Genomic DNA, 13,251 nt, shown 5'->3' with positions numbered 1-13,251 from the left:
AGCAAAAACTCATCATATTCCAGACGAGGTGTTGCATGAAATACTTCATGCACTGGCTTTTAACACACTGTTGAGTTCTCAAGAAACGGACGCGTACTCCCCGATACTGCGGGAGGCGCACATTTCGTCTGCCTCCATTTTACCAGATCCGGATGACCCTGTCAAACCGGCCATCTGGGTGGATTTGAGGCAACCCCGCTAACTTACTCCAACATCCGGCACTTGTCCAATCAAGCGGACACAGCCGGAAACCCGGATCAGTCGTTGGGATGTTCAGAGCCTAGCAGCGTTCCGATGAGCTCCGAACCCGGAGGCTCATCGGGGCGTGCTCGCCCTGCGTTGAAAACTGTAGCAGCCCAACGCAGGTACAACGTCCAACTTCCCGGTAACGAATGAGTCTTCCCTCCATGCGTTACCGCCAAACATCACCCAGCCGGCAGGGCCGCGAGCTGTGCCTCCAGGCGTGCGATGTCCTCGCCGGACTGCGTCGCACGTGCCCTGACCTTGGCCACCACGTCCTCGGGAGCCTTGGCCATGAACTGCTCGTTGCCCAGCTTGGCCGACACCTGGGCGGCCTCCTTGCGCGCCACGGCCAGATCCTTCTCCAGGCGCTTACGCTCGGCCACCACGTCGATGGCTCCGGCGGTGTCGATCTCAACGCTCACCCCGGTCACCGCGAACCGCGCGGTGGCGGAGAACCCGTCACCGGGCTCCTCCAGCCGCAGCAGCGACCGGATCGCGCCTTCCTGCGCGGCGAGAGCCGTACCGGAGAGACCGAGACGTGCGGCGACCCGCTGGCCCGGCTTGAGTCCCTGGTCGGAGCGGAAGCGGCGCACCTCGGTCACCAGCTCCTGGAGCGCGGTGATCTCGGCCTCAGCCTCCGGATCGCGATAGCGCGGGTCCGCGACCGGCCACTGCGCCACCATCACCGACGTGCCGCCGGTGACCGCCCGCCACAACTCCTCGGTGACGAACGGGACCAGCGGGTGCAACAGCCGCAGCAACGCGTCGAACACATGGCCCAGGACCAGGCGGGTGCCCGTGCGCCCCTCGGCTATCTGGATCTTCGCCAGCTCCAGGTACCAGTCGCAGACCTCGTCCCACGCGAAGTGGTACAGCAGGTCGGAGACCTTGGCGAACTCGAACTCCTCGAACGCGGCATCGGCCGCCTCGATCGTGTGCTGCAGCCGGGACAGGATCCACCGGTCGGCCGCGGTGAGGTCGGCCGGGAGCTCCCCGACCGTGGCGCCGTTCATCAGCGCGAACCGGGTGGCGTTCCAGATCTTGTTGCAGAAGTTGCGCGAGCCGGCCGCCCACTCCTCGCTGACCGCCACGTCGGCGCCGGGATTGGCGCCGCGCAACAGCGTGAAGCGGGTCGCGTCGGCACCGAAGCGGTCGATCCAGTCGAGCGGATCCACCACGTTCCCGAAGGACTTGGACATCTTCTTGCCGTACTGGTCGCGCACCATGCCGTGCAGGGCGACCACCTGGAACGGCGGCTGCCCGTCCATGGCGTAGAGGCCGAACATCATCATCCTGGCGACCCAGAAGAACAGGATGTCGTACCCCGTCACCAGCACCGATGTCGGGTAGAAGCGGGACAGGTCCGCGGTCTTCTCCGGCCAGCCCAGCGTCGAGAACGGCCAGAGCGCCGAGGAGAACCAGGTGTCCAGCACATCAGGATCCTGGACATACCCGGCAGGCGGCTGCTCGTCCGGACCCACGCAGACGACTTCGCCGGCCGGGCCGTACCAGACCGGAATGCGGTGACCCCACCACAACTGCCGGGAGATGCACCAGTCGTGCATGTCGTCGACCCAGTCGAAGTAGCGCTTGGCCAGCTCAGGCGGGTGGATGCGGGTACGCCCGTCGCGCACCGCGTCACCGGCCTCCTTGGCCAGCGGCCCCACGTTGACGAACCACTGCAGCGACAGCCGCGGCTCGACCACGGTCTTGCACCGCGAGCAGTGTCCGACCGAGTGCACGTAGGGCCGCTTCTCGGCGACGATGCGGCCTTCCGCGCGCAGGGCCGCCACGACGGCGGGCCGCGCCTCGAACCGGTCGAGCCCCTGGAACGGACCGTGGGCGGTGATGACGCCGTGCTCGTCCATGACGGTCAGCGACGGCAGCGAGTGGCGGCGGCCGATCTCGAAGTCGTTGGGGTCGTGGGCGGGGGTGACCTTGACCGCGCCGGTGCCGAAGGCCGGATCGACGTGCTCGTCGGCGACGATCGGGATGCGCCGCCCGGTCAGCGGCAGTTCCACGTACGTACCGATCAAGTGGATGTAGCGCTCGTCGGCGGGATTGACCGCGACGGCGGTGTCGCCGAGCATCGTCTCGGCGCGCGTGGTGGCGACGACGACCTCGTCGGAGTAGCGGATGGAGACGAGCTCGCCGTCGTCCTCGCTGTGCTCGACCTCGATGTCGGACAGCGCGGTGTGACAGCGCACGCACCAGTTGATGATGCGCTCGGCGCGGTAGATCAGCCCGTCGTCGAAGAGCCGCTTGAAGATCGTCTGGACGGCGCGCGACAGGCCCTCGTCCATCGTGAACCGCTCGCGCGACCAGTCGACGCTGTCACCGAGCCGCCGCATCTGACCGAGGATCGCGCCGCCGGACTCCTCCTTCCACTGCCAGACCTTCTCCACGAAGGCCTGGCGGCCGAGGTCGTGCCGGGACAGGCCCTCCGCGCCGAGCTTGCGCTCGACGACGTTCTGGGTGGCGATGCCCGCGTGGTCCATGCCGGGCACCCACAGCGTTTCCTTGCCGCGCATCCGCGCGCGGCGCGCCAGCGCGTCCTGGATGGAGTGGTCGAGCGCGTGGCCGATGTGCAGCACGCCGGTCACGTTCGGCGGGGGCAGGACGATGGAGTACGGCTCGCGGGAGCTGCCCGGATCGGCGCGGAAGTGGCCTTCGGATTCCCAGCGTGAGTAGTTCCGGGTCTCGACGTCGGCCGGGGTGTACTGGGTAGGCAGCTCTGGCGTTGTCACGCGGCCAAGTTTAGTGCCGCCGTTGACGGGATCGTCTCCACATGGAGAAGCGCCCCACCGACCGGCGGGGCGCTTCGTCGTGCGGGGAAGTGCTAGGCCGACTTCTCGCGCGGCGGACGCTGCTGCTTGGCCAGTTGGTCACGCGGGACCAGCGTCGGGATCGCGTGCTCCAGCACGGACTCGCGGGTGATGACCACCCGGGCGACGTCCTGGCGGGAGGGCACTTCGTACATGACCGACAGCAGGACCTCTTCGAGGATCGCGCGCAGGCCTCGCGCACCGGTGCCGCGCAGGATCGCCTGGTCGGCGATGGCCTCCAGCGCGTCGTCGGTGAACTCCAGCTCGACGCCGTCGATCTCGAACAGCTTGCGGTACTGCTTCACCAGCGCGTTGCGCGGCTCGGTGAGGATCTGGATGAGCGCCTCGCGGTCGAGGTTGTGCACGCTGGTGATGACCGGCAGACGTCCCACGAACTCGGGGATCATGCCGAACTTCAGCAGGTCCTCGGGCATCACGTCGCCGAAGATGTCGACGGTGTCGACCTCTTCCTTCGAGCGGATGATGGCGTTGAAGCCGATGCCCTTCTTGCCGATGCGCGACTCGATGATCTTCTCGAGGCCGGCGAAGGCACCACCGCAGATGAACAGCACGTTGGTGGTGTCGATCTGGATGAACTCCTGGTGCGGGTGCTTGCGGCCGCCCTGCGGAGGAACCGAGGCTGTGGTCCCCTCCAGTATCTTCAGCAGCGCCTGCTGCACGCCCTCACCGGAGACGTCGCGGGTGATCGACGGGTTCTCGCTCTTGCGGGCGATCTTGTCGACCTCGTCGATGTAGATGATGCCGGTCTCGGCCTTCTTGACGTCGTAGTCAGCGGCCTGGATCAGCTTGAGCAGGATGTTCTCGACGTCCTCGCCGACATAGCCCGCCTCGGTCAGCGCGGTGGCGTCGGCGATGGCGAACGGCACGTTGAGCATCTTGGCCAGCGTCTGCGCCAGCAGGGTCTTGCCGGAGCCCGTGGGCCCGAGCAGCAGGATGTTGGACTTCGAGAGCTCTATGCCCTCGTCTCTGCCGCGGTCGCCGGACTGCACCCGCTTGTAGTGGTTGTAGACCGCCACCGAGAGGGCCTTCTTCGCCTGGTCCTGACCGATGACGTAGGCGTCGAGGAACTCGTAGATCTCCCTCGGCTTCGGCAGATTGTCCCACTTGAGTTCGGAGGACTCGGAGAGCTCCTCCTCGATGATCTCGTTGCAGAGATCGATGCACTCATCGCAGATGTATACGCCGGGACCGGCGATGAGCTTCTTGACTTGCTTCTGGCTCTTCCCGCAGAAAGAGCACTTCAGCAGGTCTCCCCCGTCGCCGATGCGTGCCACCCCAGATACTCCTTTGCGTGGGACCGCCCTGCTCCCAAGAGCAGTGTTTCCGGACTTCCTCCGGACTTGGCCGAACCGCTCAGGTTTCGACGTTACCGTCTTCTGGGCCCTCAGTGAGCCCCCTAGCGGCGAGTCGCACCGGAACGTGCCCTATTGGGCAGCGCTCCGGTGCCTCACATCACATCAGGAAGCTACGGCCTGTGCCCGCTTCTTCCTGGTCGGGATGATGTCATCGATCAGACCATACGCCTTTGCCTCTTCCGCGTTGAGAATTTTGTCGCGTTCAATGTCGCGGCGCACCTCGGCGGGCTCCTTGCCGGAGTGCTTCGCCACCATCTCCTCGAGGAGAGTGCGCATGCGAAGGATCTCGCGGGCCTGGACCTCGATGTCGCTGGCCTGGCCGCCGCCCTCGGTGGAGGGCTGGTGGATCAGGATGCGCGCGTTGGGCAGCGCCAGGCGCTTGCCCGGCGTGCCGCCCGCGAGCAACACCGCGGCGGCCGAGGCCGCCTGACCGAGGCAGATGGTCGAGATCTCCGGCCGGACGTACTGCATCGTGTCGTAAATCGCCGTCATCGCGGTGAAGGAGCCACCCGGCGAGTTGATGTAGATGCTGATGTCCCGGTCGGGGTCAAGCGACTCCAGCGTCAGCAACTGGGCCATGACGTCATTGGCCGACGCGTCGTCGATCTGCACGCCGAGGAAGATGATCCTGTCCTCGAAGAGCTTGTTGTACGGGTTCATCTCCTTCACGCCGTAAGACGTGCGCTCGACGAAGGAGGGGAGAACGTAGCGGCTCTGGATGTTCACTTCAGCTCCCCCTAGGAGACGGCGCCCGCGGAGGGCACCTGCCGTGCGTTGCGCACGACCTGGTCGATGAAGCCGTAGTCCTTGGCCTCCTCGGCCGTGAACCACCGGTCTCGGTCGGAGTCGGACTCGATCTGCTCCAGCGTCTGGCCGGTGTGCGCGGCGATCCGCTCGGCCAGCGTCTTCTTCACATAGAGCATCTGCTCAGCCTGGATGGCGATGTCGGCGGCGGTGCCGCCGATGCCACCGGAAGGCTGGTGCATCATGATGCGCGCGTGCGGCAGCGCGTAGCGCTTGCCCCTGGCGCCGGCCGACAGCAGGAACTGGCCCATGGAAGCGGCCAGGCCCATCGCCACCGTCGCGACGTCGTTCGGCACATACTCCATCATGTCGTATATCGCCATACCGGCGGTCACCGAGCCGCCAGGCGAGTTGATGTAGAGCCAGATGTCGCGGTCCGGGTCGTCGGCCGCGAGCAACAGGAGCTCCGCACAAATGCGGTTGGCGATCTCGTCGTTGACCTCCTGCCCGAGCACAATGATGCGCTCACGCAGCAGGCGCTGGTAAAGCTGGTCCTCAAGCCGGAAGGACGAGCCGTTCTCACGGCCTCGCGACTCGGGCTGATTGAAGGTCGGCGGGCTGGTCACAGCTTCACCTTCCGATGCGTCGTAACGATTGGCTTTGCTTGTGACCTTAACGCGCCCCGGCTAGCGGTCATGCCCCGTCTCCCCACCTGTTCGCTGTCGGCGCAGGTGGTTGGATGCCCATACTTTACGGCGCAGCCAGCTCAGCGCCTCCCACTTCAGCCAAGTTGCTCCCGATCTGCGGGCGCTTCTCACGTCGGACATGGTTCCCGCCGTTACGACGCGCTCTTGACCGGTCTCCGTGCCCCACCCTGAGCCCGTCCGAAGGGCGCCGAGCCCACCGTCCACCCTCCCGCCGCCCGGCGCCCTCCTGCGCCCCTCCGGGCCGCCCCGCGGGCCCCGGAACGGCGAAAGCCCCCAACCGTGACGGCTGGGGGCTTTCGTGAGCCTTGGGATCAGGCGTCGGCCTTCTCCTCGGCCGGCGCGTCGGCCGGCTCCTCGACGACCTCTTCACCGTTGATCTCGGTGTAGATGGCCTTGAGGTCGATCTCGGCGCCCTCGGAGTCGACGATCTTGGCGGCGTCACCCACGACGGCCTTGGCCTTGTCGCGGACGATCTCGACCATGGCCAGCGTCAGCTGGTCGTTGTCGGCGAGGTGCTGGGCCAGCTGGTTGGGCTGGACGCCCATCTGCATGGCGCGGCGGACGACGAAGTTGGTCAGCTCCTGCTCGGAGACGCCCAGCTCCTCCGCCTTGACGATCTTGTCGAGGACGAAGCCGGTCTTGATGGCCTTCGCGGAGTTGGTGTCGAACTCGGCGAAGCGCTCCTCCTCCGTCGTCTGGTACAGGCGGAAGAAGGCGTCGCGGCTGAGGCCGGACTCGGCGATCTGGTGGTCGAGGTTGTGCTTGCGGGAGTCGACCTCGGCCTTGAGCGCGCTGTCGGGGATCGGGATGTCGATCTTCTCCAGCAGGAGGTCGAGGGCGTTCTCGCGCGCCTGGACGACCTGGTCGACCAGCTTGTTGCGGCGGGCGGTCTCGCGGATGCTGTCCTTGAGCTCCTCCAGCGTGTCGAACTCGCTGGCGAGCTGCGCGAACTCGTCGTCGAGCTCGGGCAGCACCTTCTCCTTGACCGACTTGACGGTGATGATCACGTCAGCCTGCTCGCCGGCGTTGTCGCCGCCGACCAGCTCGGTGCCGAAGGTCTTCTCCTCGCCCGCGGACATGCCCACGAGCGCCTCGTCGAGGCCCTGGAGCACGGAACCGGCGCCGACCTCGTAGGAGACCTCGTTGGCCTGCTGCTCCTCGATGTTGTTGCCGTCGATCTCGGCGCGCAGATCCATGACGACGAAGTCGCCGTCGGCGGCCGCGCGCTCGACGCCGGTCAGCGTCGCGAAGCGCTGGCGCAGGCCGTCGAGCTGCCCCTCGATGTCCTCGTCGGAGACCGTGGCGGCATCGACGGTGACCTCGGCGCCCGCGTAGTCGGGGACGTCGAAGTTGGGGCGGATGTCGACCTCGGCGGTGAACTCGATCTGCTCGCCGTCCTCGATCTTCGTGACCTCGATGTCGGGCTGGCTGACCGGGAAGACGTCGACCTCGTCGACAGCCTGGCCGTAGAGCTTGGGCACCGCGTCGTTGAGGGTCTCCTCCAGCACCACCGCGCGGCCGAAGCGCTGCTCGATGATGCGGGCCGGCACCTTGCCAGGACGGAAGCCGGGCACGCGGACCTGCTGCGCGACCTTCTTGTATGCCGCATCCAGGCTCGGGCGCAGCTCTTCGAACGGCACCTCGACAGTGAGCTTCACCCTGGTCGGGCTGAGCTCCTCGACAGCGGTCTTCACGGGGTGGTCTCCTTGATCAAGCTTCGAGTGATGCGCGGGCGCGTCCATTCGGTACGGCTCACGCGCCGCGCCCACATTGCGGCGCTGGGCATGCTCCGCTACGGCGGGATCCAACGCCGTTGGCCAGTCTAGGGCAGATGCGTACCCAACAACGACGTGACGGCGCTCAGAACTCGTCGGCGATCGTGCGCAGCAGCTCCACCGTCTCGTCCGGGGTGGTGCTGACGGCGCACAGGCGCTCCATGACCTCGGTGTAGCGGTCGACGTCCTCTCGCTTGTCGAGGTACAGCGCGCTGGCGAGTTGTTCCACGTAGACCACGTCGGGCAGCTCGCGGTCGGGGAAGCGCAGGATGCTGAACGCGCCGCCCTCGGCGCTGTGCCCGCCGAAGTCGAAGGGCATCACCTGGACGGTGATGTTGGGCTGGCGCATCTGCTCGATGAGGTGCTCCAGCTGGGCCCGCATGACCTCGGCGCCGCCGATGGGACGGCGCAGCGCCGCCTCGTCGATCACCGCCCAGAAGACCGGGCCGTCGGGTCGGTCGAGGACGCGCTGCCGTTCGAGCCGCACGTCGACGCGGCGGGAGATCTCCTCCGCGCTGATGCCGGCCGAACCGGCGGTCACCACCGCCTTGGCGTATTCCTTCGTCTGCAGCAGCCCCGGGACGAACTGCACCTCGTACGTCCTGATGCGCTCGGCGGCCTCCTCCAGCCCGACGTACGCCTGGAACCACGAGGGCAGGATGTCGTTGAAGCGGTGCCACCAGCCCGGCTCGTTGGCCGTGCTCACGAGGTCGAGGACGGCGGCACGGGCCTGGTTGTCGCTGACGCCGTAAAGGGTCAGCAGGTCGGCTACGTCGCGCTCCTTGAAGCCGACGCGGCCGAGCTCCATCCGGCTGATCTTGGATTCCGAGCCCCTGATCAGGTGGCCGGCCTCCTCACGCGTGACGCCCTTGCCCTCCCTCAGCCTGCGGAGCTGGGAGCCGAGGAGGATGCGCAGCGCCGTAGGTCCGGAACCCGGCTGGTTCTGCGTCACACTGCCTCCAATACGTCCGGACACACAGTGACATCCCTCCGCCGGGTATGACAAGGTCTCAACCCGGTGTCCGGTTCGGCATATCCGGCCGAAGCGCCCATGCGGTTGCACATTGCACATGCACGTGCATTTGGGTCTTGCAGCTACGCGCGTCGTGACCCATGATGGCCTAGTGCATATTGGGCCAAACATGCACTAACCGATGGGCAAGCGGGAGGTAGCGGCGGGATGGTGGAGGACCCCCTGGCCACTGCCGACTGCCTGCAGATCACTCGCGAGGTCGGCTTCGACAGCCTGCTCAGCCGGGCCCATCCGTACACCACCTCGTGCCCGCTCCCCTTTCAGGCCGATTCGGTCAAGACCGCGCGTGACGTCACCCGCGACACCCTGCACAACTGGGGACTGGCCGAACTGAGCGACGACGCCGCGCTGGTGGTCTCCGAACTCGTCACCAACGCCGTCCGCTACACCCGCGGCCACCACGGGCTCACCCTGCTGCTGATGCGCGTCGCCCCCCACGTCCTGCTGGCGGTGGCCGACCCGAGCGACGAGGTGCCCACCCGCAAGGAGCCCGACTTCATCTCGGAGAACGGCCGCGGCCTCTACATCGTCGAGACCTACAGCCAGTGCTGGGGCTGGGACCCGCTGGCCAGAGGCGGCAAGGCCGTCTGGGCCCTGTTTCGCACCGAACCCTGATCCCTGGTTCAGACCTGACGAAGGCCGCTCCCGTTTCCGGTGAGCGGCCTTCGCGCTGTTCATGCAAGTCGGGGCGACAGGATTTGAACCTGCGACTTCTTGCTCCCAAAGAGTGTTCGCCCACCTGCGCCACCACGTAGAACAGGAGTTATAGCAGGTCAAAGGCGAGATCCCAGCGGATTCGAGTTGACTTCAATTGACTTGAGTTGGGGGTCTCGCCTCCCATATTCCTCCCACCAGATCCCGGCCCTCGCCCCCGCCCGGCATACTTCGCGAACAGAGGTGTCCTTGGGTCTCGCTCTTTGTCGGCGGCCCTGGTTACCATCGGAAGGCTTCGATCCTCTGTTGGATCGACAACGGCCCTCGCCCGATCGGGCGAGGGCCGTTGTTCTCAGACCAGCGGTTCGGTTTAGTCGAACTCGCCGGCCGCCATGCCAAGCTTGAAGGCTTCCCACTCTCCGTGGGTGAACCTCAGGACGGACCCACCAGGGTCTTTCGAGTCGCGCAGCGCGCGGCCACCCTCGGGCAGGTCAGCGACCTCGACACAGTTGTCTCCCTGGCCGGAAAACGTGCTCTTCCGCCAGGCGAGAGGCTGGCTGCTTCGATCCATCCTCGTCCTACCTAAAGTTGTTGGATCATGGACTCCATGAACCTAGCGCTAGCCTCAGGCGCGAGGGCAAGCGCCTGCACATGGCTGTATGCCACCGTATACCGGTGGAGCTCTTCGGTCGTCTCCAGATAGAGAGTGTCCGTTGCGGTTTCGATCACAACAAGGCTGGGGTCCTCGTCAAAATCGAGGATGACAAAGCCGCCGTCCATGGCGGCATGAGCGCCGGCATCCAGCGGCAACACCTGCACCGCGACGCGCCCTTGCTCCCCTACCTTGAGAATGTTCTCGATCTGCGCCCGCATCACCTCGGGGCCGCCGATTGTGCGGCGTAGAGCAGCTTCGTCGATCACGGCCCACAGCTGCGGCGGGTGATCCCGGTCGAGAATCTCCTGCCGGGCCAGCCTCGCCTCGACGCGGCGCTCGATTGCCCTCTCGTCGAACCAGGCGCCCGCGCGCATAACGGCGCGCACATAGTCCGCCGTCTGCAGGAGACCCGGGACGAGCATGGCCTCGTATGTGCGGATGACCGCAGACCCCGACTCGAAGTCGGGCAGCGAACCGCGGAACACATCCTGATAGTCGGCCCACCAGCCTCGGTGCCGCGAATCGCGCGCGAGGGCGAGCAACGCTTCCCTTTGCCGCTCGTCCAGCACCTCGTAGAGGTCGAGGAGATCCCGAATGTCTCGCGGGTCCGGGCGCTGCCATTTGTTGCGCTCGATGCGGTGAATCTTGGTCGGATCCCATCCGAGGCGGCGTGCGGCCTCCTTCGCGTCAAGTCCAACGTCCAAGCGTGCTTGCTTGAGTGCCGTCGACAACCGTCGGCGCTTGACTGTGGGACTCGACGTCACATCGGCCTCCTCAGGACTACCATTCGCACCAAACCACCCATAGCGGACTTTCTTACCTATTTCTTTTTACCTATTGCGTTTTACCTTTTGCACTTTCACTATAGGCGACATAGCTTCCCCATACCAGGAGTGAGCTCATCATGACTCACGAGATACGCGCTACAGAAGTGGGTGAGGAGTTCCCGCGCTGGTTGTTCCGCAAGTCCGGCATCAACCGCTGTTGGGCGATACGCCAGGACAGGCCAACGACCGCGCAGATCAAAGCCGGCTGCAAGCTCTTTCTGAGCGGCGATGACTGGGACCAACTACTCGACCGAATCCGCACCGAGGAAGACTTGCTCGCGGAGGTCTGGCGATGACGCCCCTACTGCGGCCAGTTGCTCTTCGGAGTTACGAACGTTCCCACGCCCATCTCCGCCCGAACGTAGCCCTCGGATTCCAGCAGCTCCACGACCTTACGAATCGTGTTGCGGGCAACGCCGAACTCTTGAACGAGGGCGTTGAGGCTCGGTATGGCGTTTCGCTGCGTGTAGACGCCATCGATGATCCGCCGCCGCACCTCGTCGGCGATCTGCTTCCAAACGGCGCGGTCCGTGGCGTAGACCGGTCCACCCCTCTCCCATTTGATCATGGAAGAGACCGTAGCCGGGCACAGCGGGGCCTAGCAGGGCGGCACCGGTCATGCCTTAGCGTGCCAAGGCATGACCTGGCATGGCACAGTTACGATCTTGGGTTTTGCTCGTTCCCAGCGTGGAGCGAGATTCAGACGAGGTGCGGCAGCGATGCGATCCCTTGCGACGGGCCAAGCATCGCTGCCGCACCTCCCCTCAACAAGACCCAACCCAGACTGCGGTGCACCCTGCCTGCCCGCTGGTACGAGGTCCAGGACCCGCGATGACGAACTTCTGGCCAGCGAAGCTGGGCGGCGACGCGGTCCTCAGCCGCCGGCAGCACCTGATGGAACTGTTCGAGCTGGAGATCCGCCCGGAGAACTACCGCGGTCCGAAACGCAACTACTGCGTCCTGTGTCAGGCGTTCCTCGACACCTACCGGGACGCGTGGGGGTCATATCTACAGGACACGCAGCGGCAGAGGCTCTGCAAGGGCGGCAAGCGCGAGCACCAGCCCGCCTGGGGGGAAATGTGACCGCCCGACCTCCATAGACCCGTCTGGCTCGCGTGATCGCTGCGGACGCGCCAGCCAGACGGTTCCACCTCCTGGCGCCCGCCGAACGCCAGGAACGGCGGCCCCGCCCCGAACCACCCCCACGCGGGACGGGGCCGCCACCCGCAGACTCCCGGACCTCTCTTTCGCAGGAGGAGGTCCGGGACGGATGGTCTCCGCGCCCACCGCTCTGGAGGGGTGACGGAGGACGCGGAGGCCATCCACCACCGCCCACCCGGATCCGAGGACACCCGCATGGACATCGAAGAGCCTCACTGGCACGTCTACCTCAAGGAAGGCGACGACAAGCCCGCCGGAGACGCCCACCGGTGGCTCCTGTCGCCCGCCAGCAGCATCAAGGCCACGTTCCCCAGCGCAGAAAAGGCCCACCGCTGGATGCTCAACCGCTACATCGAGCACGCCGGCGACATCGCACGGCCTTCCTCCGTCTGGGAAGGCGCCCTCCGAGGGCGGGGCGTGCTGATCCTCGAAGGTGGCGGCGACGTCGTCTGGTCGTTCCCCCGGCGCGGCAGGCCCGGCCTGGTGATCGCGGCGATCTGCTGCCCAAACCGGGTTGACCTACCGTGTCCTCTCGCCCAGCAGGACCAACCCCAGTCCTGCTGACGTGCGTGGCCTCACCGCTCCGGGTGGGGTGAGGCCACCACCGCCCGGCGCGGCGTCCGCCTTCCCTCGCGTCGCGCCGGGCTCCAAGTCCATGAACGCAGAAGACCCCACCGGCGTTGGAGCGCCGGCGGGGTCCTCCTACAACCGACCCACCTTTCAAGGAGGAGGGCCGATCGTGATTGAACCTATGGTCCGACCATCGGATTCGTCAGCCGATCCGAAGAACCGACGTCGACTGTTCCGCTCCGGCCCGGAGCGCGCCGCAGACAAGGCCGAAGCCAAGGCGCGTACCGCCCGCGCCAATGCGGCGAGAGCTGAGGCGGAGCGCGTGAGGAAGCAGATCCGCCGCAGCCAGCCCGGCGCGCTTGCCGGGACGCTGAGGAGCCTGTTCAGTGCGCGACCGGTCGAAGACCTACTGACCATCGTCGCTGCGTGTATCGCCACGGGCGTGTCGGCGCAGGGCATGTGGCGCTTCTCCGGCGACGTACTCGGCCTGGTCGGGCCGCTCCGTCTCCTGCTGTTCGCCTTCATCGAGGTCGCGATCATCACCTCGGCGGTCCGGGCCAGGCGCAACATGCGCGAGAACTTCTCCGCGGGCATCGACGGCATCGCCGTATGGGCGCTGACCTGCCTGACCGCGGTGCTTTCCAGCATGGACGCGCGCAGCCTGCCCGAGGCGATCTTCCG

General features: G+C 66.2%; 14 protein-coding genes and 1 pseudogene. 6 read left to right on the top strand and 9 right to left on the bottom strand.

Annotation, left to right across the window (positions count from 1 at the left end; all coding sequences use genetic code 11):
- The coding region (locus ACFWYW_RS58205; RefSeq protein WP_379627746.1) for a hypothetical protein at positions 1-202 on the top strand (202 nt) is incomplete at its 5' end.
- 223 nt (positions 203-425) lie between these two features.
- Here ACFWYW_RS58205 and ACFWYW_RS58200 read toward each other — a convergent pair.
- The 6 genes from ACFWYW_RS58200 to ACFWYW_RS58175 all read right to left on the bottom strand — a co-directional run bounded on the left by ACFWYW_RS58200 (position 426) and on the right by ACFWYW_RS58175 (position 8,622).
- Complete coding sequence (locus ACFWYW_RS58200; protein WP_379627744.1) at positions 426-2,990, bottom strand: valine--tRNA ligase; 2,565 nt, start codon at positions 2,988-2,990, stop codon at positions 426-428.
- 92 nt (positions 2,991-3,082) lie between these two features.
- A complete protein-coding gene (gene clpX, locus ACFWYW_RS58195) occupies positions 3,083-4,363 on the bottom strand; it encodes an ATP-dependent Clp protease ATP-binding subunit ClpX (RefSeq protein ID WP_184976099.1) in 1,281 nt (426 codons plus the stop codon).
- Positions 4,364-4,546: 183 nt separating this feature from the next.
- On the bottom strand, positions 4,547-5,170 hold the full coding sequence (locus tag ACFWYW_RS58190) for an ATP-dependent Clp protease proteolytic subunit (RefSeq protein ID WP_184976096.1): 624 nt from the start codon (positions 5,168-5,170) through the stop codon (positions 4,547-4,549).
- Between the two features lie 11 nt (positions 5,171-5,181).
- A complete protein-coding gene (locus ACFWYW_RS58185; RefSeq protein ID WP_184976093.1) occupies positions 5,182-5,814 on the bottom strand; it encodes a ClpP family protease in 633 nt (210 codons plus the stop codon).
- Positions 5,815-6,206: 392 nt separating this feature from the next.
- Positions 6,207-7,589: a trigger factor gene (tig, locus tag ACFWYW_RS58180; protein WP_379627740.1), complete on the bottom strand. Its 1,383-nt coding sequence runs from the start codon at positions 7,587-7,589 to the stop codon at positions 6,207-6,209.
- A gap of 166 nt (positions 7,590-7,755) precedes the next feature.
- Positions 7,756-8,622, bottom strand: coding sequence for a helix-turn-helix domain-containing protein (locus ACFWYW_RS58175; RefSeq protein WP_379627737.1), 867 nt, complete (start codon positions 8,620-8,622; stop codon positions 7,756-7,758).
- 228 nt (positions 8,623-8,850) lie between these two features.
- On the opposite strand from ACFWYW_RS58175, the gene ACFWYW_RS58170 reads away from it, so the two are divergent.
- Positions 8,851-9,318, top strand: a complete 468-nt coding sequence (locus ACFWYW_RS58170; RefSeq protein ID WP_379627735.1) for an ATP-binding protein — start codon at positions 8,851-8,853, stop codon at positions 9,316-9,318.
- 409 nt (positions 9,319-9,727) lie between these two features.
- Here ACFWYW_RS58170 and ACFWYW_RS58165 read toward each other — a convergent pair whose 3' ends face one another.
- Positions 9,728-9,928, bottom strand: a complete 201-nt coding sequence (locus tag ACFWYW_RS58165; protein ID WP_379627733.1) for a DUF397 domain-containing protein — start codon at positions 9,926-9,928, stop codon at positions 9,728-9,730.
- A gap of 11 nt (positions 9,929-9,939) precedes the next feature.
- Positions 9,940-10,776, bottom strand: a complete 837-nt coding sequence (locus ACFWYW_RS58160) for a helix-turn-helix domain-containing protein (protein WP_379627731.1) — start codon at positions 10,774-10,776, stop codon at positions 9,940-9,942.
- A gap of 140 nt (positions 10,777-10,916) precedes the next feature.
- On the opposite strand from ACFWYW_RS58160, the gene ACFWYW_RS58155 reads away from it, so the two are divergent.
- The gene (locus ACFWYW_RS58155; RefSeq protein WP_379627729.1) at positions 10,917-11,135 is read left to right on the top strand and encodes a hypothetical protein; all 219 of its coding nucleotides are present in this window, start codon (positions 10,917-10,919) and stop codon (positions 11,133-11,135) included.
- Positions 11,136-11,140: 5 nt separating this feature from the next.
- Here the strand turns inward: ACFWYW_RS58155 and ACFWYW_RS58150 are convergent, their stop codons facing one another.
- On the bottom strand, positions 11,141-11,407 hold the full coding sequence (locus tag ACFWYW_RS58150; RefSeq protein ID WP_379627727.1) for a GntR family transcriptional regulator: 267 nt from the start codon (positions 11,405-11,407) through the stop codon (positions 11,141-11,143).
- Positions 11,408-11,670: 263 nt separating this feature from the next.
- Here ACFWYW_RS58150 and ACFWYW_RS58145 point away from each other — a divergent pair, with 263 nt between their 5' ends.
- From ACFWYW_RS58145 to ACFWYW_RS58135, 3 genes and pseudogenes are all read left to right on the top strand, one after another.
- Positions 11,671-11,922: a hypothetical protein gene (locus ACFWYW_RS58145; protein ID WP_379627725.1), complete on the top strand. Its 252-nt coding sequence runs from the start codon at positions 11,671-11,673 to the stop codon at positions 11,920-11,922.
- 216 nt (positions 11,923-12,138) lie between these two features.
- Complete coding sequence (locus tag ACFWYW_RS58140) at positions 12,139-12,564, top strand: hypothetical protein (protein WP_379627723.1); 426 nt, start codon at positions 12,139-12,141, stop codon at positions 12,562-12,564.
- Positions 12,565-12,739: 175 nt separating this feature from the next.
- Positions 12,740-13,251 (top strand): annotated as a pseudogene (locus ACFWYW_RS58135) (hypothetical protein); the annotation flags it as partial.

Source organism: Nonomuraea sp. NPDC059023 (assembly GCF_042740095.1).
Lineage (GTDB): Bacteria > Actinomycetota > Actinomycetes > Streptosporangiales > Streptosporangiaceae > Nonomuraea.
The sequence above is the reverse complement of the archived record's forward strand: the minus strand, read 5'-3'. Positions and strand labels throughout refer to the sequence as shown.